The sequence below is a fragment of the Tychonema sp. LEGE 07196 genome (assembly GCF_963890365.1).
GTDB lineage: Bacteria > Cyanobacteriota > Cyanobacteriia > Cyanobacteriales > Microcoleaceae > Microcoleus.
Map to the genome: position 1 here is coordinate 69127 of NZ_CAWPRX010000092.1, position 20504 is coordinate 89630.

18 protein-coding genes are annotated in these 20504 nt (G+C 47.0%); 7 read left to right on the plus strand and 11 right to left on the minus strand.

From position 1 onward, the window contains the following. Nucleotides 1-309: 309 nt before the first annotated feature. Both AACV78_RS11560 and AACV78_RS11565 read left to right on the plus strand, forming a co-directional pair. Complete coding sequence (locus tag AACV78_RS11560; protein WP_194008353.1) at nucleotides 310-654, plus strand: BON domain-containing protein; 345 nt, start codon at nucleotides 310-312, stop codon at nucleotides 652-654. A gap of 237 nt (nucleotides 655-891) precedes the next feature. Next, on the plus strand, nucleotides 892-1260 hold the full coding sequence (locus tag AACV78_RS11565; protein ID WP_194008354.1) for a DUF4278 domain-containing protein: 369 nt from the start codon (nucleotides 892-894) through the stop codon (nucleotides 1258-1260). A 291-nt stretch (nucleotides 1261-1551) separates the two neighbouring features. On the opposite strand, the gene AACV78_RS11570 is transcribed toward AACV78_RS11565, so the two are convergent. From AACV78_RS11570 to AACV78_RS11580, 3 genes are all read right to left on the minus strand, one after another. Beyond that, nucleotides 1552-2733 carry an RtcB family protein gene (locus tag AACV78_RS11570; protein WP_194008355.1) on the minus strand — a complete coding sequence of 394 codons (1182 nt, stop codon included), beginning with the start codon at nucleotides 2731-2733 and terminating at the stop codon, nucleotides 1552-1554. A 223-nt stretch (nucleotides 2734-2956) separates the two neighbouring features. Continuing rightward, entirely contained in the window at nucleotides 2957-6169 is a 3213-nt protein-coding gene (locus AACV78_RS11575; RefSeq protein ID WP_194008356.1) for an efflux RND transporter permease subunit, read from the minus strand. A 659-nt stretch (nucleotides 6170-6828) separates the two neighbouring features. Next, on the minus strand, nucleotides 6829-7431 hold the full coding sequence (locus tag AACV78_RS11580; protein WP_194008357.1) for a thioredoxin family protein: 603 nt from the start codon (nucleotides 7429-7431) through the stop codon (nucleotides 6829-6831). A 173-nt stretch (nucleotides 7432-7604) separates the two neighbouring features. Between AACV78_RS11580 and AACV78_RS11585 the strand changes: the two genes are divergently transcribed. Then, nucleotides 7605-8009, plus strand: coding sequence for an NIL domain-containing protein (locus AACV78_RS11585; protein WP_193976335.1), 405 nt, complete (start codon nucleotides 7605-7607; stop codon nucleotides 8007-8009). Between the two features lie 195 nt (nucleotides 8010-8204). Beyond that, the gene (locus AACV78_RS11590; RefSeq protein ID WP_194008358.1) at nucleotides 8205-8648 is read left to right on the plus strand and encodes a hypothetical protein; all 444 of its coding nucleotides are present in this window, start codon (nucleotides 8205-8207) and stop codon (nucleotides 8646-8648) included. Between the two features lie 865 nt (nucleotides 8649-9513). Here AACV78_RS11590 and AACV78_RS11595 read toward each other — a convergent pair. Together AACV78_RS11595 and AACV78_RS11600 are read right to left on the minus strand one after the other, a co-directional pair. Then, a complete protein-coding gene (locus AACV78_RS11595; RefSeq protein ID WP_194008359.1) occupies nucleotides 9514-10065 on the minus strand; it encodes a shikimate kinase in 552 nt (183 codons plus the stop codon). Between the two features lie 28 nt (nucleotides 10066-10093). After that, nucleotides 10094-10966, minus strand: coding sequence for a LapA family protein (locus AACV78_RS11600; protein WP_194008360.1), 873 nt, complete (start codon nucleotides 10964-10966; stop codon nucleotides 10094-10096). Between the two features lie 80 nt (nucleotides 10967-11046). On the opposite strand from AACV78_RS11600, the gene AACV78_RS11605 reads away from it, so the two are divergent. Then, the gene (locus AACV78_RS11605) at nucleotides 11047-11208 is read left to right on the plus strand and encodes a hypothetical protein (RefSeq protein ID WP_339383588.1); all 162 of its coding nucleotides are present in this window, start codon (nucleotides 11047-11049) and stop codon (nucleotides 11206-11208) included. A gap of 63 nt (nucleotides 11209-11271) precedes the next feature. Here the strand turns inward: AACV78_RS11605 and AACV78_RS11610 are convergent, their stop codons facing one another. From AACV78_RS11610 to AACV78_RS11620, 3 genes are all read right to left on the minus strand, one after another. After that, a complete protein-coding gene (locus tag AACV78_RS11610) occupies nucleotides 11272-11898 on the minus strand; it encodes a flavin prenyltransferase UbiX (RefSeq protein WP_194008362.1) in 627 nt (208 codons plus the stop codon). Nucleotides 11899-12110: 212 nt separating this feature from the next. Then, nucleotides 12111-12290 carry a hypothetical protein gene (locus tag AACV78_RS11615; RefSeq protein ID WP_194008363.1) on the minus strand — a complete coding sequence of 60 codons (180 nt, stop codon included), beginning with the start codon at nucleotides 12288-12290 and terminating at the stop codon, nucleotides 12111-12113. Continuing rightward, a complete protein-coding gene (locus AACV78_RS11620; protein ID WP_194008364.1) occupies nucleotides 12277-14658 on the minus strand; it encodes a ribonuclease R family protein in 2382 nt (793 codons plus the stop codon). Before AACV78_RS11620 ends, AACV78_RS11615 begins: the two co-directional genes overlap by 14 nt. 189 nt (nucleotides 14659-14847) lie before the next feature. On the opposite strand from AACV78_RS11620, the gene AACV78_RS11625 reads away from it, so the two are divergent. Beyond that, the gene (locus tag AACV78_RS11625) at nucleotides 14848-14973 is read left to right on the plus strand and encodes a hypothetical protein (protein WP_255513781.1); all 126 of its coding nucleotides are present in this window, start codon (nucleotides 14848-14850) and stop codon (nucleotides 14971-14973) included. A 550-nt stretch (nucleotides 14974-15523) separates the two neighbouring features. After that, nucleotides 15524-16489, plus strand: coding sequence for a hypothetical protein (locus tag AACV78_RS11630; RefSeq protein ID WP_194008365.1), 966 nt, complete (start codon nucleotides 15524-15526; stop codon nucleotides 16487-16489). Between the two features lie 386 nt (nucleotides 16490-16875). On the opposite strand, the gene clpP is transcribed toward AACV78_RS11630, so the two are convergent. The 3 genes from clpP to AACV78_RS11645 form a co-directional block, all read right to left on the minus strand. Continuing rightward, nucleotides 16876-17484 (minus strand): ATP-dependent Clp endopeptidase proteolytic subunit ClpP, encoded by a 609-nt coding sequence (gene clpP, locus AACV78_RS11635; protein WP_194008366.1) that lies wholly within the window; start codon nucleotides 17482-17484, stop codon nucleotides 16876-16878. A 246-nt stretch (nucleotides 17485-17730) separates the two neighbouring features. Further along, nucleotides 17731-18741, minus strand: coding sequence for a poly(ADP-ribose) glycohydrolase (locus AACV78_RS11640; RefSeq protein WP_194008367.1), 1011 nt, complete (start codon nucleotides 18739-18741; stop codon nucleotides 17731-17733). 529 nt (nucleotides 18742-19270) lie between these two features. Next, entirely contained in the window at nucleotides 19271-20404 is a 1134-nt protein-coding gene (locus tag AACV78_RS11645; RefSeq protein WP_194008368.1) for an acyltransferase family protein, read from the minus strand. Nucleotides 20405-20504: the final 100 nt, after the last annotated feature.

Genomic DNA, 20504 nt, shown 5'->3' on the forward strand with positions numbered 1-20504 from the left:
GCCCCGAACAATAGGATCTCAAGTTCGGCTAAATATAGCAATCCTCGCATCTGTTGTGTGATTTTTGTAGGGACAATCCCCCGTGAAGAGCTCCGATCCTTGGGGCTAGGCACTCTTAGCACTACCCATACATATTTTACGAACCATTTGAGCCAGCGCTATCAAAACCCGGATCTTCGAGCACTTACCAGATTTTGAAATTCTGCCGGGAAAAATTTTTGATAAATTTCGCTGAGTTTTGCAACAATTACGAGGTCTTTGGCAATTCTAGAGCTATCTTTGTAAAAAGTGTATTTTCAGGAGACTACTATGGGTTGGTTTAAAAGACTGTTCGGACTCGAAAAGCCTGCACCCCAGGCTGAACCGATGGCACAAGTAGTACAGCAAGCAGCCCAATCGCAATCCATCGCTCCTGCTAAAGTCGGCCCAGACGGAAATTTTGACGAAAGTGGCTTAGCGAAGCGGGTAGCTTTGGCTTTTGACGGCGATTCAGAAGTTGCTGATATCGAGACGGTGTGGGTTGCTCAGCTCAGCAGCACGGTTGTTCTCAAAGGTCAAGTTCCCAGTCAGGAAATTCTCGACAAGTTAGTGGCGATCGCCTCTGCAGAAGAGGGCGCGACAGCAGTCCAAACGGATCAAGTGACAGTCGGGTAGTTCTTCCCAACCGCAGCAGTTTTGCTCTTGATGTCCGTCGAAGGACTCAAAAGCTCGATTAAACCCGCTGTTGCGGGTTTTTTCCTGCTCTTTGGGTTTCACAATATTAATTTATGTAAATTAACGCATTTTTCTTAAAGAACCGTATAATTGAATACAGAAAGTAAAAAATTTTTACGTACAAAAATCCCACCAGACCTGACTGCTCTTTTTATCTGAATATAAGGATCGAAAAATATGCAACTCACTTATCGCGGCGCAAACTACGAATACGACATTTCCACAGTCGATATGATTGAAGGCCAAGCCGCAGGCAAATATAGGGGTCAAGACTGGAACTATCGGTATCCCAGACACATTCCCGTCCCCCAAAAATACGGGGGCGCAAACTCTAACACAAAGCAAGAGGTTCAAGCCCTGCGGGATGTCGCAGCAGCTAGCGCCATAGCGGCGGTTCAATCTTCCCCAACAGTTGCGGAAGTGGCGCAAGTCCAGCGGAGGCATATTTGCAGTATTCTCGATCGCCGACAGCAAGTAGCCAAAGCCAAAGGCGACGAAAGATTGATGCGCTTGCTAGAAATTGAGTGGAAGCAGATGGCTTGTTAGGAAATAGCCTCACAAAACAAAGCATTTGTCAACAGGAGGAAATCGAAAGCAACTTGATTTCCCCCATCTTCCCATACACAACTTTTCACCTAACTCAAGTACAAATCATATCGTTTCCCGTTGCATAGTAATAATAAAATCGAGTCAACAGTCAACAGTTAACAGTCAACAGTCAACAGTCAACAGTCAACAGTCAACAGTCAACTGTCAACTGTCAACAATCAACAGTCAACTGTCAACTGTCAACTGTCAACTGACGGCACAACCGGAATTGATATAAACCAATTTCTGTCACCCCTTAACGCAAACCACTTGCTTGAGAGTCGCCACAACCTCCACCAAATCCGACTGCTGACTCATCACTTCCTCAATGGACTTATAAGCCCCCGGAATTTCATCTAAAAATTGCTCATCTTTGCGACACTCAACCCCGTCAGTCTGCCGCACAAAATCATCAAGAGTAAATACATTTTTCGCCTTAGTGCGAGACATCAACCGCCCCGCACCGTGACTGCAACTGCAGTAACTTTCAACATTTCCCTTCCCTTTAACAATAAAAGACTTCGCCCCCATCGAACCCGGAATAATCCCGTAATCCTCAACATCCGCCCGCACAGCACCCTTGCGAGTAACATACACATCTTCCCCAAAATGCACCTCTTTTTCCGCATAATTGTGGTGGCAATTCACCTCTAATAACGGCTTAACAGATTTGCCGCCCCCGACGTGCTTTTCCACAATTCGCTTAAACCGATTCATCATCACATCGCGATTAAAACGAGCATAATCTTGCGCCCACTGCAAATCGTGCCAGTAAGCCGCAAACTCCGGCGTACCCGCCACAAAATAAGCCAAATCTTTGTCAGCCAGATTAATTTCTGCCAGTTTAGCTAAATCTTTCGCCGTCTCGATATGCTGCTGTGCGAGCAAATTCCCAATGCCGCGAGAACCGGAATGCAGCATCAGCCAAACAAAGTTTTCCGTATCAACGCAAACCTCAATAAAATGATTGCCGCCGCCCAGGGAACCTAACTGTTTTAAAGCTTTATTATCTTGGTGCTGCACGCCTTGATGAAGTTCCTTGAAATCGCTCCATTTCTGCCAGTTGGTGACAGATTTTTCCACTTCTTTGTTTTCAGCAAATCCGACGGGAATTGCTGCTTCGATATCGAGGCGAATTTGTTTGAGTTTGCCTTCTAATTTGTTGGCGGTGAAAGGCATTTTAATGGCAGCCATCCCGCAACCAATATCAACGCCCACAGCAGCCGGAACAATCGCTTCTTTTGTGGCAATTACTGAACCGACTAAAGCACCTTTTCCTAAATGTACGTCGGGCATTAGTGCTACGTGTTTGAATACAAAGGGCAAAGATGCGACATTGGCGGCCATCTTGGTTTCTTTTTCGCCCAGGGCGTGATTTGCCCAAGATAGCACGGGTTTTGGGGCTGATATTTCTAATTTTTCGTAGGGCATTTTGGTTGAGGTTTCTTTTGCCAGTTATTGCATACTACGTATTGTACTACAAAAAGTCTATGATGTCAAACGCACTAATTCTCGTAGGGTGTGTCAGTCGGGATTTTTTGGGGGAGTCAAAGAATATTGACCGATACTAAATCCGGGTTTGAGACTATCTTTATTTTTTAGTCGGCGCAGGCCGACATCGTTTGTGTAGACGCGGTTTCAACCGCTGGACATTTTACAAATTCGCATTCTTTCTTGCCGCCTTCTGCACGGGAATAGCAACCGCCTGCGGTTTCTTCTTCCCTGCAAACATCCCGAAGAAATCGTGCAGCAAAATGTAAAAACACGGAATGATAAACAGAGTCAGCAGCGTCGCCAGCGACAAACCGGAAAACACCACAACCCCCAAAGGTTGCAAAAACTCAGAACCTTCTCCAATTCCCAAAGCTAGGGGAAACAAACCCAAAACTGTGGTGATAGTTGTCATCAAAATTGGACGCAAACGTTGAGGTGCAGCCATGAGAATTGCCGTGGCGCGATCGACCTTTTCGTCTTCCAGAATTTGATTCGCCAATTCCACCATAATAATCGCATTATTTACCACAATTCCCACCAGCAAAATCGCCCCCAAAATCACCGTCGCGCCGATCGCAGTTTTAGTCACATACAGCCCCAAAATCCCCCCAGCCAAAGCCAGCGGCACCGTCAACATAATCACCAGCGGATCGACAAGCGAATTGTACTGCACCGCCATCACCACAAATACCAAAAACGCCGCCAACCCACCCAAAATCTTCAGCGAAGTTTGCAATTCCCGGTTAGTTTCCGCCGCCGAACTAGGAATCACCCGCACTCCCGGCGGCAATTTGATGTCCGCCAAAACAGCATTGACTTGTTTCAAAGCATCCCCCAAACTCGCACCCTTATTAATATTCCCAGCAATCAAGAAAACTTGGCGCTGGTTGAGTCTTTGAATTTCTCCCGGTGCTTTTCCCACCTCAATACTCGCCACGTCGCCCAAGCGGATGCGAGCATTATTCCTCGCAGTTAAAGGGATAAACTTGAGTTCAGAAATTGACTGGATAGAATTGCGATCGAACTGTACCCGCACATCAACCAAACGGTTTCCCCGCTGCAACTGCGTGGGAATAGCACCTTGAATTGCCGTCTGAATAGTTTCTCCAATTTGCCTCGCATTCAACCCGTAGATTTCCGCTTGTTCCCAATTGGGGCGAATCTGCACTTCCGGTTGCGGCGGATCGGTATCCGGGCGAAAGCTGGCTAACTTTACCTTCTCTTCCAAAGTTTCCAAAATGTCGCGGCCAGCTTCTAGCAATACCTGCTCATTTTCGCCCTGAAGCAGAACATCAACTTCCGCACCCCGCACGGGAGAATTAGTCAAAACCAAGCCCCGCACATTTTCAGGAATCAGTCGCAACCGAGTTCTTTTAGGAACCTTAACTTTCTTCAATTCTTGATTAACTCTTTCCACAAAAGCTAAGGTATTGCTGCCCGATTTTAGTGTAATATTACTGCCGCCGCGCAGCAAATTCTCGCTCGTATTAGTGCCAAACAACAGTCCGCCTACCGTAGTCAAAGTGTATTCAGTTTCAGGCTGACTGAGTAGAATTTGATCGACTTCCGCCATCACTTTTTGATTGGTTTCTAAATTAGTACCTGCGGGAAACAAAGCAAATAATCTCGCTTGACCGGTACTAATTTGAGGCAAGATTTCCTGGGGAATTTGACCGGCCATCTGCCAACTACCGCCGCCTAATATAACAATCGCCAGTACAACTACAATTAACCGCCACCGCACTATTCCCGATAAAAATTTCCCGTAACCGGCGGTAGCATTGGTAAAAGCTCGGTTGAACCCTTGCAGCAGCCAAAAGTTGTTTAAACCGCTGGATACCGGCAAGGCTAGCAGTCGAGAAGCCATCATCGGTACAACAGTCAATCCGACAATCAAAGACGCGGCGACGGAAAAAGTGATAGTGAGAATTAGCTCGTTAAACAGCAGGGAAACTAAGCCGCCGATCAGCAAAAATGGTAGTACCGCAACTAAGTTAGTAATAGTGGAGGCAAATAAAGCTGATTCTAATTCTTGGCTGCTATTTTCTGCTTGCTGGATCAACTGTTTTTTAGTCAATCGCTGGTTTTTATGATTGCTGGTTCCTTCGACAATATTTTCCAACATCACGATCGAGTTATCAACCACAATGCCCACACCGAGCGCCAAACCTCCTAAACTAAAGATATTCAGAGACAGGTGAAAAAGCCCCATCAGGATAATCGCCATTAAAGTTGCGAGGGGAATTGCCAAGACAATAATAAAAGTCTGGCGCAGGGAAGCGAGGAACAACAAAACTGATGCACCAGCTAAAGCAGCCCCAGTCAAACCTGAAAATATGACGTTGCTGATAGAATCTCGGATGAATTTAGACTCATCTGAAGTAGTGATGATTGTGGTACTTTCGGTAATCAATCCTGATTCTTTTAATTCTTCGAGTTTCTTTTTTATGCCATCTACGACTGTAATTGTGTTTGCGTCCGGCTGTTTTTGAATGCTGATTTTGACGGCGGGTTTTTGATTGAGAAATACTTTAACTCGTTCTTCTTCGGTCCCGTCAATTACTTTGGCAAAATCTCTCAAAAAAACTCGTTTGGGCGGAGTGGAACCAGATATTTGAAAGGAAATTTCTTGAATTTCTTTCGCATTCCGAAATCGTCCGACGGTACGGGTTAAAGGTTCCGCCGATTCTTGTCGCAGCCGCCCGCCGGATGTATCGAGATTGCGGGCTTCGAGGGCGTTTAAAACATCGGAAATACTAACGCCTAAAGATTGCAAGCGATTTAAATCAATATTTACTTGAATTTCTTCTTGTACGCCGCCGGCAACGTCAACTGATGCTACTCCGGGAATTACGTTTAATTCTCGGGATAATTCTTCGTCGGCAAATACGCGCAAATCAACTCCTTGCAGGGAGTTGGAAGTGAGGGCAAATTCGTAAACAGGCTGCTGGGAAGGGTCAGCTTTGAACAGCCGGGGGGCTTCCACATTGTCGGGAAGTCGGTTGCGGATGCGGTTGACGGCGGCGGTGGCATCGTTGAGGGCTTGGTCAATGTTGCCCCCAGGCTTGAAGAATAAATCGACGCTGACTTGTCCTTCGCGGGTGCGGGAGAAAATTTGGATGACTCCTTCGGTGGCGGAAAGTCCTTGTTCGAGGGGGCGGGTTACTTCGTCAACTGCAACTTCTGGGGAGATTCCGGGGGCGTCTAGGCGCACGCCGATGCGGGGATAGGTGATGGAGGGTAGCAAGTCAACGGGCAGTTGGGTGATGTAGAAAAGACCTACGATTATAATTGCCAGCGTCAGCATGAGGGTGCCGATGTGGCGGCGGATTGAGAGGCTGCTGATGCTGAATCCGGGTTTATCGGCGCTCATTTGATTTTAGGTTTTAGATTTGAATTTACTGCGTCATATCAATTCCGGTTGCACCTTCAGGTGACGGTTGACGGTTGACGGTTAAGAGGGCCCGCCCGCACCATCCACCGCCCCTACTGACTGTTGACTGTTGACTGTTGACTCGATTTTATTATTATTCCGATGCAACCGGAAACGATATCAGTCAGTCTGCGAAGGAATGAGTCGGGGGGATTGCAATCAAATTATTTGTATCGAGCTTTATTTTTGATCGGGAACGATCGAGTATTTAGACTTCGCATTTTGCAATTATAATAAATTTTAATAATTTCTCAATAAAATTTTTTAAATATTTCTTGAGAGGTAGTCGATCGCCCGCAATCAAGATTTGCTAAAGTTGCGATCGACTGTTTTATCCGAAAGCAGTTGCGATTTACCCTTGGGTGGGGGAGTGTCAAGACATTATTTGTCTCAGGCTGTGATTGTTGTTTTCAAACCCGCCCTTGTATGGTGCGTCGCTGCGAGATTTTCGAGCTTCCCAATCAGATTGTTGATGGATCCGCACCCTAGGGTATCTACTGCTGATGACTAATGGCTAATGACTGCGGACAACTAAGAGGGCGGGCACGGGGACACCGCCCCTACCAATTGACCAATGACTAATGACTAATGACTGCTAACTACTGCACTTGACTGCCGTGGGTGCGGGGGTCGGAGCTACTTGTTTTCACTGGCCCTGTGGGGGGAGTAAAATCAGAAACTTGACCTGTTGCTTTAGCGTGAGGCAGGGGTTTTCCGGCAATCAAAGCTTCTAAATTAGCTTCCATAATACTGCGCGGCATTTCGCCGATCGTTTCAGCAACTCTGCTGCCTTTATCATTCAAATAGACAAAGTGCGGTATGCCGTCTACTCGATATTTGGTGATTTCTGGTAGCCATTTAGTGTTGTCTACATTCAGCATGACAAAATTCATCGGTTCGGCATATTTGTCTTTGATTGTGCTCAAATCGCTTGCCATTGCCTGACAGCTACCGCACCAATCAGCATAAAATTCCATGAATGTTGGCTTGCCGTTTGTTAAGGCTGTTTCCAGCGGTACGGATGTTTTTGCCATTTCGGTGAGACTACTTGATGGCGCTTGAGTTCGCAATCCCAACAATACAGATACTGACAGGGCGATCGCTGCTAACACTATCAATAAGTTTCTGACGCGCGCGGCGGTGGTCATGTCGGAATTTTTTGGTTCGTTAGCAGCAGTTGAGTTTGGAGAATTGAGATTCATAAAATAAAGAGCGATGTTATTTTTATGTTTTTTTTAATAACCGCTTCAAATTTTACCACATTTTGAGATTCTCTGCTAAAATTGAGATAAAATTTGCCTGATACCAATAATTAAATTACGTGCGCTCAAACATAATATAAGAAAGATTGTGTTTGTAGATTACCGAGGTAAAAGTGAAAAAACGGGTAACGCTGACGTTTCCCCAACGATCGATCCAAATGCCTGTCACCTACCGACTGGCAAAGGATTTTAATGTTGCAGCCAACATTATCCGCGCTCAGGTGGCTCCGAATCAAGTGGGCAAACTGGTGCTAGAGTTATCGGGGGACATCGACCAACTAGAAGCGGCGATCGACTGGATGCGATCGCAAAATATCGGAGTTTCCCTCGCCAGCAGGGAAATCCTTATAGATGAAGATATCTGCGTTCACTGCGGCCTGTGCACCGGGGTATGCCCCACGCAAGCCTTGACCCTAGACCCAGAAAGCTTTAAACTAACCTTTGCTCGATCGCGCTGTATTGTTTGCGAACAGTGCATCCCTACTTGTCCGGTGCAAGCTATTTCTACTAACCTCTAGGGCGGCGGCGAACTTCTCGGTGCAAGTCGATAGCAGAATTGAAGAATTGAAGAATAAGAGATTTTCTTGCAGCTTGCGATGTGGAAACTTGAACTTTAGTCTAAAATTTGGGAACCGACCGTTAGTCCTGTCGGGGAGTTCCGTTTTTGGGCGGGGTCATCTTTTTTGCATGGTTTCCCTAATCTTTTCATCAACATGAAAAAAAACTATTCGCTTTCCCTAACCCTACTTTTTGTTACCTATTTCATTTTTGGCTGGAAATTATCTGAGTTTGATGTTCCCCCGCACCTGACTTGGTTTTTTGCCGTAGCCGCTGTTTTAGTGTTAGCTATCGCTTTGTCCTTCCCGCTCAAGAGCACAAAAAGATTTATTATGCGGTGGATTTCGAGTGATGCTGGAGCTTTTATTTCGATTATTGTAGGAGCTCTTTTGGCAGTTATAGTTTTCACTTGGCTGCACCTTTTTGTGACTGGTTTGATCTTAATTTCAGCAGGAGCTTTGGCAAGATTAGATATTCAATTGTTTGGCCACCACAGATGGCGGACTTTTGTGATATTAACTGCTGTTTCTATGAGTGGTTTGGGGTTGGGTGGGGGAATAGAATTTTTGGCAAAAACAGGCCAGATTGTATTACCTTAATCGGGAAGGGGAAATTCACCCAACCAAATTCTACAATTGGCAGCGGATATTTAGCCGAAAAATATGCGATCGCCCTTGAAGAAATATAGCTCTGGTTTTTTCCAAACCTTACCTCTGACCGATCGCCCCATCGGCGCAATTATAGCAGTTTTCCATCTTCGCGATGTTGTGTCCGGTCGCTTCGTAGTGCGGCGGAATGCGAGTCCGCACGCGCGATCAGTTTTTGTTACGATCGCAGATCGCCCTAGGATATCACCTACAGATTCTCTATGACCGATTTTTGCTCAATAAAAAAGCAGCTTTCGGGAGCTGCTCGTCAGAATGCATGAGGTATTATTTTTAGAATAGGACAAGTTGAAGTCGATCGAGTTCAGGTTACATTTTTTGATACGGGAAAATTGATGAGTGAATGGACGATCGTGAAATCGTCACATAGGAGGATAGCATTGATGCTAAATTTTCCGATAATTAGGTTAGCGTTTAACTGTCCTTGCGCCCTACAGCCCGACCGCGGTGGGGCCATTTTATTTTTTGGCACAACTCACACCATTTTAGCATTCAAGATTGATAGTGTGTGATGATATAAGGTTTTGAAGATTGCGAACAGTTGCATTCTTTTGGGAAACTCGTATTAATAACTGACTTTAAGCCATTAGATGAGTCTGCCATGAGTTTTTGCACAAAGTCTCCCATCACCACATCTTCAAGCCCCATAAAACTTAAGCCCCACATCCGCTCAAATCCGCTTTATTCCCAAACATTCTGCGGTTAAACGGACACAATCAGACAAAAATCAGTATTTTTACGGTATTCAAAAGTCCTCAGAAACCTGATTGTTTTCCCATAAACCAGGTTTCTGAATGTATCAATTGATATCGGGTTTTGTTTCGGGTTTGATAATTTTTTTGATTTCCTCGATCGCGCGACGGGCCACTTCTTCAGGCTTTTCGCCTCCACTGGTGGAAACTCGGACATCTGCTCCAGCGTAGAAACGCTCTCGTTCGTTGAAAATGTTTTGCAGCTTAGATTTGAGATCGCCCTCCCGCAGTAGGGGGCGAGTGATGTCCGATCGCAGTCGATCGCACAATCTATCTACAGGTACATCCAGCCACACCACTATACCGTAGTGCAAATGACCCCAATTTGTCGGTCGCGTCACAATGCCGCCGCCCGTAGCCACGATCGAATTTTTATAAGCAGACAATTCGGCGAGCACCTTAGCTTCTAATTCCCGAAAAGCCTCTTCCCCTTCGCGATCGAAAATCTCAGCAATTGACTGATTCGCAACTCGAACAATGAGCTCATCAGTATCAAAAAAACGGTATTTTAATTCCCTTGCTAAAATCCGCCCCACCGTCGTTTTTCCCGAACCCATCATCCCGACGAGATAGACATTAACCCCCCTCAACAAATCCACCGCACAAATCCTCCCTATTTTTATTTGACTATTTTTTCAAGTTAATCGGCCCGCCGCTGGGTGGCGAGTCCTCATCAAATACATCATCCTCATCCAATCCCCAATCCTCCTCTGATTCTGCACTAGGATTTTGAGGTAATTTCGCGTCACCCGATTGAAGTATGGTGTCTTGCGGTGGAACCACCACCCGATACTCCGCATCGTAGATAGACTCAGTTTTCCCCACCCCAGATTGATTCGGATCTCGATAGCCGTAAGAGTATACCGACCCAGCCCAAGACTGGCTTTTCGGTTCCTGTTTCGTTTCGTAATCCCTCGGATTTGCCCCTGCAACGTCATTTACCTGCGGTCGATCGGCAAAATCGCGATCGTCCCCCCAATCATCATCGCTGCCGTCAGAACCGGATTTTGAGCCATCAGAAACCCAATCATCCTCATCGTCTGTCGCCGGATAAGTCTCCGGTTGAGCGTAATCCTTCGCCCCAACTGGGTTCGGAGTTTCTTGCTGAAAAGTCCGGGCGCTGTAACCCGCCGGTGTCCCGTACTGAGTTTGATAGGAAGTTTGGCTATTTTCCGTATCAAAATCCGGGTCAATCTCCTGTTTTCTGGGAGGGGGAGGCGCGGCGTAAGCTGTTCTCCTGTCTGCTGAGACAGCATCACGGCTGGGAATGTCGCGGCCGGTGCGGTTTTCCCTTTGAGATAGGTAATTGGAAAAAGCCAGCATACCAGAAACAAATAAAGACGTGACAGCACCCGCCGCCATGCCGAGCAAAATCCAGATAGATAAAGGCAATGCGGGCGATCGAATTCCCAGAAATACCAGCGATAAAACCGGCTCCACATTTTGCAAGGCAAAAATAGTTAGCCCTACCACAATTACTAGCAATAATATAGGACGCATATCAATAATATTGGTTATTGGTTATTGGTTATTGGTTGTTGTTTAGTGGTTAGTGGTTGTTGGTTATTGGTTATTGGTTATTGGTTATTCGTTGTTGGTTAGTTGTTATTGGGAATTGGGAATTGGGAATTGGGAATTGGGAATTGGGAATTGGGAATTGGGAATTGGGAATTGGGAATTGGGAATTGGGAATTGGGAATTGGGGAATAACTAACGACTGTTGGATGTTGACTAACGACTAACAATTAACAACTAACAATTAACAACTAACTGTTGACTAATGACTAATGACTAATGACTACTGACTACTGACTCCCTTCTTCTTCCTTCCAGCGTTTGAGAGGAACGCAATCAATTCCTAACTGGTCTAAAGCGCGAGCCACTACAAAGTCTACCAAATCTTCAATAGTTTGAGGATTGTGATACCAAGCGGGAATCGCTGGCACAATTCTAGCCCCTGCTTCGGCTAAGGTAGTCAAATTTCGCAGGTGAATCAAGCTAAAAGGAGTTTCTCTAGGTACAAGTACCAATTTTCTCCCTTCCTTAAGCTGAACGTCGGCCGCTCTTTCGAGCAAATCCGAGCTCAATCCGGCCGCTAACTTGCCTAGTGTACTCATGCTACAGGGAATAATCATCATTCCTTGGGTGCGAAAGGAGCCGCTAGCAATATTAGCACCAACATCTTGCCACGGATGGCAGCGAAGTTTGCCAGAATTGGGGACTCCTGCTTTTTCCCGCCAGAATTCTTCTTGAAGTGTCGGTTCTGCGGGCATTCGGATGTTCTGTTCGCTTTGCCAAACCATGTAGGTAGATTTTGATGCTACCAGTTCCACGGCGCGATCGGCTTCCAAGAGATATTTTAATGTTCGCACCGCGTAAATCAGTCCCGATGCTCCAGTCACTCCTACAATTAGCGGGTAGTTATTTGTCATTATTTTTAAGGCATAAGTTTTAGGGCAGAAGCAAGCAGGAATAGAGAAGAAGTTTGTAGGGACACGGCAGTGCCGTGTCCTGATTCGTAGTAGGGACACGGCAATGCCCTGTCCTGATTCGTAGTGAATTGACCGGACTTTAGAGACTTGGGAAAAAAGAATAAGAAAGTCAGAAGTAATTGGCAAAAAAGAAATTAGAAAATCATCAGTAATTACTTTTTTATTATGACTAGCAAAAAAGTAATTTTCTTACCTTCTTCTTTCTTCCTTCTTCCTTCTTTCTTCTTCCTTCTTCCGACGGACTTACATCCGTTACATCCGTTAAATCCGCTACAAAAGAAGCGGACGTACTTCCTTCTTTCTTCTTCCTTCTTTCTTCTATTCCTCATCATCAAAAGCTTGACTACCGCCGCCAACAGCAACTAAATCAATTTGCTGGCGGTAGTAGTCAACGCTTTTGACTTGAACTTCTACCCGATCGCCCAAACGGTACTGATTGCGGTTTTTGCGACCAACTAGAGTTTGCTGGCGCGATCGATATTCATACCAATCATCCTTCAGCGAAGAAACGTGCACCAATCCTTCCACTCGCAACAGTTCGCTCTCCGGCGGCCGCACCTCAATTTCCACAAAGAAACCGTAAGACTGCACCCCTGTAATCAAACCCTGGAAAGTTTGACCGGTGCGCTCTTTCATCAATCCGGTTTTCTTCAACCCCTGCAAATCGCTTTCGGCATCTTCCGCAACCCTTTCGCGTTCCGTCAGATGTACCACCGCCGCTGCAAACTCTGTCTCAAATTCGTGGTGCAAATCTGGGGGGAGAACGTTCCAAGTAATTTGACCGTGACAGGAGGAATGGTGCAGGTTGACTTTTTCCTTAGCCCGAGTTGTGCGGCTGCTGCGGCCTTGCTCGAACACCGCTTGCAACACCCGCAGCACCAGCAAATCGGCGTAGCGGGAAAGCGGGGAAGTACAGCGCGTGTAACCGTCTTGCAGCGCTAAACCGAAGTGCGGCTTGGGAGTTGTGCTGTAAACAGCCGGCTTCATGGTGTCTTCCAGCAGGTAGGTGAGAACTCTTTCTGACTTGAGGTCGGCAAATTGCTGGGTAAATCGCTGGAAGTCCAAGGGCAGAACTTCTTCTTCGTTTTCGAGATACAGTTCGCCTCCGAGGTTGTTGGAGAGTTTGATGAACTCTTGAATGTCCGCAGGGTCTGGCATCGGCTGGACGCGATAGATTGCTGGGACTCCCAAGGCTTGCAGGTGGGTGGCGACAGCTTGGTTGGCGAGTACAACCAATTCGGAGACCGCCGACTGGGCGGGGGTAGCCGTTGTAAAAGCTCCTAATTCGCCTTCGTCGTCGAAGTGAGAGTTAGCATCCGGCAAATTTAGTTCAAAAGCTCCCCGCTGGAGTCTCGCCTGTCTGGCAGCCTGTGAAGCAGCCCTGATTTGATCTAGGAAAGGACGGAGGGCGGAGGATAAAGGGTTATCTTCGGCATCGGAGTCTGGTTCGATAATTGCTTGAGCTTGTTCGTAGCTGAGCTGGTAGTCAATATGAATGACGCTGGTTTGAATTTCGTATTCTGTGAGTTCTCCCGATTCGTCTAGGGTCAGCAGTATGCTGAAGGCCAGCCGTTCGGTGTCTGGTTGCAGCGAGCAGCGATCGTTGAGGATTTGCGGCTGTACGGGGATGATTTTTTCTCCGAGATGGGCGCTGGTGCCTCGTTTGCGGGCTTCGCGGTCTAGGGGGGTTTCTGGCTGCACGTACTCGGCTGCGTCGGCGATGTGGATTGCTACTTGCCAGCCGCCGGACTTGAGGGTTTCGATCGACAGTGCGCGTTCGATTGGCGGATCGCACAAAAATGAGGTCGGGTCGAATTCGTTTTCGATCTCGTTTTCGGCTGTTCCCTCGGAGAAATTTTCCTCTGGAACTTGAGGGGTTTCGTTTTGGGTGTTGGTTTCTCCTTCTTCGTTTTTGCTAAAGGTGACTGTCAGGCTGTTCCGCAAATCTAACCGTTTTTTGATGTCGGTTTTTTTGAGTTTGCTGGGCAAGTTTTCGGCTGCTTTGATGACGGCGGCGGGGAAGGAGCGCGGCAAGTCGTGTTTGCAGCATACGATGTCGAGGTCGTCTGCTGCTTCGGCGTCGGAACCGAGTACCTGTACTACTTTGCCGACTGGCCGATGGGTGCCGAGGGGGTAGCGTTTGACTTCGACGTGTACTAAATGGTCGATCGCCTCTTGGAGGTTTGTGCCGTTGGCGAGCAAGTCTAGTTCAAACAACAGGCGATCGTCCAGGGGAATTGCTCTGTAGCTGACGCGGCCGGTGGGGGTGGCGGTTTGCTTGACTCGCGCCAGTACCGAGGGGTTGGCGCGTTCGAGGATCAGCATGACTTCGCCTTCGGGCGATCGGCGGCGGCTGCCTTCTTTGATGATTTTGACTAATACTCGATCGCCATTCCAAGCTGTCGAGAGGTGACTTTCTCGCACGTAAACGTCTTCTGAGCCTTCGGCATCTTGAATTGCGAAACAAAATCCTTTGCTCGAACAGCGGAGTTTTGCTTCTACTACGTCGTCTTCAGCTACTCGGCGGTAGCGGCCTTTGTCTTTGACTAATATGCCAATTTTCTCTAGAGCTTCTAATGCGATTTGAAGTTTGAGTTGACTGGTGGCGTCGTTGCAATCGAGTTTTTTCTCTAATGCTTTGGGAGCCACTAATTTGTCTTCTGTAAAATTTGCCAGCAGTGCAGCGATAGAAAATTCCATGTAGCGATCGATCCTCTTGTTTCCAGCAATTAGTCTAAATTTTGGCGAAATCAGCCGCACCCTTTCTTACCCTCGCTGTGCCTGCTTCCCAACAAATGCGCGGGTTAGTAGGTGGAGATGCCAGCACAGTCGGTGCTACCTGCAGCCAGGGATTTTTTCAGATTTTTTCCCGACACCGGCAGTCGCTAATTGTCTGCTGTTTGTCTGCAACTGACCGATGGCGGTGCAGACAAAGGCCCCGCACCCTATTCCCCAATACAAGTTTTTAGCGTTGGTTCCTTGGCTTTTGGCTGGCAGCGCCTAATTCTTCGCTAATAAGTAGAAAGCCCCTGTCGGTTCTTAAAAGATGACTCGATGCTGAAAGCGACGGGTTGAGTCGGGGATGGGGAGATGGATTTGGAGAGGAGAAAATTTGCATTTGGGCCTCCTGCATTTTTCCGTCTGCCTTGTTCCTGCTTTCTTCTTGCTTTTGAAGTGCCTTTTGCCTTTTGCTAAAGCCAAAGATTTTACTGGCGATCGGGCAAAATTGCTAGTTGCTTACCGCAAGAAATGCCCTGTTTTTTGCAAGCGCTCTGTCCTTGCGGACAGAGGTACAACCAGCGGGTCTGGAGCAATCTGTGCTGTAGAAAGTGCAAGGTACACAAAACCGGAGACTTTACTACTTTTGCTTAGTTGCTGTTTCATACCCGCTGCTTGCTAGCTTAAACGGCAGGATGTGGGATAGGGTTTAGTCGGGTGAAAGGTTGCGCTGATGATTCACCTTTTATTTATTGTATGTTGAATAGGTGCTTTCAGAAAATTGTTTTCTGTGGGTTGTACTAAACTGAAGTCATCAGCCCCCTTCTGGTTTCGGGGTCAAAAAATTATGTTTGCTCAATTTCGCGCCCTTTATCCCACTGGACAGTTAATCTGTGAGTTGCTGACTATTCATCACGGTAAGTTTGTGGTTCGCTGTCTGGTTCAGGTTGACGGTAAAACTCTCGCTACGGGTATGTCGGCTGCTGAGTCTGTTGAGGGTGCTGAAGACCGCGCCCGATCGCGGGCGATCGCCGTCCTCGGATTTTCCGAACCCGCTGCTGTTGTTGCCGTTTCGCCTGCGCCCGTGCCACCTCCGCCGACCCTTGGTGCGGAGGCGGAGGTGCCGGTGCCAGTGCCGCCTCCGCCGACCGTTGCTGCTGCGCCTGGGCCGGCCCTTGCTCCTCTTCCTGTTTTAGAAATGCCTGTTGCCGAAAAAGTTGACATACCACATCAAAGCAATTTTGTCAATACTGAATCTAAATTAAATGCAGAGCCGATCGCACCTGTAGCGGAACCGGAACCGCCTGCGGTCGATCGAGTTCCGGCGGCTGGATTTGTACCGAAGCAGATAGACTCGGATGCTTGGCTTTCTTCCAGCTACGGGGAACCGATGGACGAACTGTCGGTAGCGCCGGCCCAAATCAGCGAACTGTCGCAGGGTGCTGCTGAAATTAGGGAATTGCAACCGATCGCAGTGGGAATTCCCAGTGATGCGATCGAGGACGATTCTGATACGATCGCCAACATAGACGGCATCCTCAAACGCCAGCGATGGAATAAAACAACGGAAACCGACTGTCTCCAACAACTTTATGACAAGTCGTCGCAAAGAGAGCTTTCTAGCGAACAGTTGGCAGATTTCCTAGAATATCTGGAAATTTACAGCAGAACCACTGACGAAATCAAGCGGTTAAGCTGGACTGCCAGCCAAGGAAAAGATTATCTCAAACAAGCTTATGAGAAAGCAGCGCGGCATTTATTAAACCCAGAACAACTGCTCGATTTCCTGCAATATCTCGAATCTTTACCCTAGGAATTCGGAAACTAAACAAGGCGCTGGAGGCTATTAGATTAAAGAAACCGGGTTTTTTACAGATATTAAGGTTGAGAACCAAAGATTTGGGTAAAAAACCCGGTTTCGACGCACCCTTTTATCCAGGATTAAAGAAACCGGGTTTTTTACAGATATTAAGGTTGAGAACCAAAGATTTGGGTAAAAAACCCGGTTTCGACGCACCCGTTTATCCAGGATTAAAGAAACCGGGTTTTTTACAGATATTAAGGTTGAGAACCAAAGATTCGGGTAAAAAACCCGGTTTCGACGCACCCGTTTATCCATTAAAGAGGTACTTTTGAACGTTAAAAATTAAAAATCAAAAATGCAGAATATTTTCCCATTTTTGATTTTTAACTTGCAAGTTACACCACAGCGGCGATCGGGCGGCTGGCCGAAGGACGGCGATCGATCACTTGATCCACCAAACCGTAGTCCTTAGCTTCATCGGCGGACATGAAGAAATCCCGTTCCGTATCTTCTTCAATGCGCGAAAGCGGCTGACCGGTATGATCTGCCAAAAACTGATTCAGGCGCTGTTTGTGATACAAAATCTCTTTTGCCTGAATTTCAATATCCGTTGCTTGTCCTTGAGCTCCACCGAGAGGTTGGTGGATCATGATCCGGGAGTGAGGCAAACTCATCCGCTTGCCTTTAGCGCCGGCACTCAACAGAAAAGCGCCCATGCTGGCTGCCAAACCGAGACAAATGGTGCAAATGTCGGGGCGGATGTGGTTCATTGTGTCAAAAATGCCCATACCTGCTGATACCGAACCCCCAGGGGAGTTGATATAGAGGTAAATGTCTTTCTCTGGATCTTCTGCGTCTAAAAATAGCAATTGGGCAACGATCAAGTTGGCTAAGTCGGAGTCAACCTGTTGGCCCAAGAAGATGATGCGATCGCGCAGGAGTCGCGAGTAAATGTCAAAGGCGCGTTCGCCGCGACCGGATTGTTCTATAACTGTTGGGATCATTGACGCCAGCCTGCCTATTACGTATCTTTTTTTTATTTTAGCGATTTGGGTTCCTTTATAGCGAGCGGTTGAGAGGGGGGCGATCTAGAAATCGGCAAAATCCTTGACCTGGGCGGGGTTGAGGCGCGATCGAGTCCCTAGTCGAAACTTGAACGGGTGGGATTTCCTCACTCTCAGGAAAAAGTGTAGCTGCGTATTGCAAAGAAAAGGTTGTTACTCCAGCTATAACTTGGCTCGAATATCCTCTTAGTTTCCATCGCTAAATCCCCACTGGAATTCCATCCTATGAATCTTTTCTACCAAATCTGAAACTTTAACCGGTGAATCATCAGGTACTAAATCCCGATCGAGTATTTGTTGAGCAGTTGCCAAATCCTGACTTCCCGTAGTATCGCTGGTATGAAAGACTAGACGATTCACTTGACTGAGACGAGCGGACAACAGTTGCAAAAGAGCCATCAAGACACGATTACCACCGTAAGCTCCGCATCCCCAGAAGCCTGTATGAATAATCAAAGTTGGTGTTTGAGCCGACTCTAACTGTGACTCAATTCGTGCTGCATAAAATCCAGTGAATGCTGTTTTAAGAATGTATTCAATTTGTGCAATGCTATAAGAACCCTCGCCATAGGAAGGAGCTTCTATCGCAATGATGTTTGTAATTGTAGGCGGGTTTAGAGGTTTTGTCGCTTGTGCGATCGCATCTGATGTCGCTCGTCCAAAGTTATTGCCGTAAAGACCAAAAGGTCGCCCCTGTCCTGAATTGCGATCGGTAGCGATCGCACACCTCCGTTCCACCCCACGAATCAGGATCGGGGTGGGTTGTTGACTCTCCACTGTTAATGGCTTAATGTTGGAATCTAGTAAAGCTTCTCGCAGTGAACTGAGTGCTGGATGTTCAGCTACCTGCATTTCGTCTTGGGCAAATAGCGAACCACCATAAGCACAAAAAAGATCGTAATGAGCAAAATTGAGATACCACTCCATCTCAGTGCTATCTTGGGATGGCTCGTACCCAAAGTATGCCTTTCGCTCAGAAATATCTGTCTGATGTTCCAGAGGAGAAAGATATTCTGGAAAAGGCATTGCGTACCATCGGGAAAATGCTAATTGACCCCGATGAGTGCATCCAGGCGGACAACAAATATCATAAACTATCTGCTTGTTAGGGTCGTAAAATTTGGGTGGGTGAGAATTCATCAAAGCCTGCGTATCAAATGTCTGGCGACAGATCAAGCTATCTAAAAAGTCGTTCATGGCTCTCTCCCTTACAACATTGAAACATTTTTTTCCAACGTTAACCGCCCAAGTCGGTTGATGTCAAGATCGACTAGCTATTATAGCCTTTCTCAAAAAGGTGAGGTACAGGCTTAGATTTTAGATTTTAGATTTTAGAGTGGGGGATTGAAGGATTGCGGGATCTATCGATCTATACCTAATCGAGAGTGAGAAATGCTATAGATATAGCAATCCTAAATCATTATCACGTGCGGCGAACATAAATGTGATTTCCCCAAAATCCATCCTCCGGGACACTCAAGATGCCGTGTCCGGGAGACGGCTTAGCCTTAGTCCCTACAGACAATCATTTAGGATTGCTATACCCGACTTCTTGGGGCATTCGGGTATCTGGGGTATCTGGTTATTCTGTTTTTTTAGGTAGGCTTATATCGTTTCCGGTTGCATCGGAATAATAAAATCGAGTCAACACTCAACAGTCAACAGTCAACACTCAACAATTCCGGTATGAGTGCAACCGGAATTGATATTACTTATTTTTGACTACTCAAATTTTAATCTGCCAACCTCGGCGGTACATTCCATACAAAATCAACCACCAACACAATACCGCTGTCACGGCAAATGCTAGAGAACCGTTCAGCAGCCCGGCCCACGGCACAAACCAGTTTTCATAAATCCAAGTGTAAGTGGTTGGAGCAGTTTTGCCGCTACCAATATGAGTTTTCAACAATATTCTGGCGACAATCCCGGAAGCAACAAACAGGAAAATAGCATTCACTCCCATGATTTCAAACGGCCGCCCCCATTTCCAATTCCGCACTTCTATTGTTTCGTAGCAAGCTGCTAGCAATAGCAACGCCCAACCTGCGGTAAAAACTACATAGGAACTCGTCCACAGTTGTTTGTTTATCGGAAATAAAAATCCCCACAAATGGCCGATAATCACGCAACTGAGGCCGCAGATTGCTAAGTTGATACTGGTGCGGGTTTTAATTGGCTGCACGCGCAACCATTCCCCTGTAAAGTAGCCGATGAGGACTGTTACAACTGCGGGTAATGTGCTCAACAATCCTTCAGGATCGAAGGGGCCGCCTTTGTACAGGTGTTGGCTGCCGAGAATTAGCCGATCGATATATCCACCTAAATTTCCTTCTGGCGTGAGTTCGCCGGCGCTGTACCCCCCTACAGCAAATACGGTTAATGCGCCCCAATAGCCCAAAAGCACCGCAACAGCGAGCAGTTTTTGATTGCGGGGGGAAAGGTTGAGAATGGCGATCGCACTGATGAAATATGCTAAGCCGATGCGCTGCAATACTCCCATGATGCGGATTTTACCGAAGTTTTCCACTGGGGCGCTGTTGAGAAGTACGTCAAGGGCGATCGAAGATGTATTTAGCAGTAATCCTAATATAAATAAAATCGCCGCGCGGCGCGCAATTCGCCAATAGATATTTGTTTCTATTTTTGTAGTAGTTTCAGTATATTTTGACAGCGAGAAAGACATCGCGCAGCCCACGATGAACAGGAAAAACGGAAATACCAAGTCTGTGGGCGTGCAGCCGTGCCATTCTGCGTGATCTAACGGCGGATACACCTGTTCCCAACTACCGGGGTTGTTGACTAGAATCATCGAGGCGATCGCAATTCCGCGAAAAACATCAAGGGATTTTAAGCGCATAAATTAAGTTATTTGTTCACCGTTCACGGTTCACTGTTGACTGTTGATTGTTGACTGTTCACAATCTTAGCTGATGCCCAACGCCCCATGCCCCATGCCC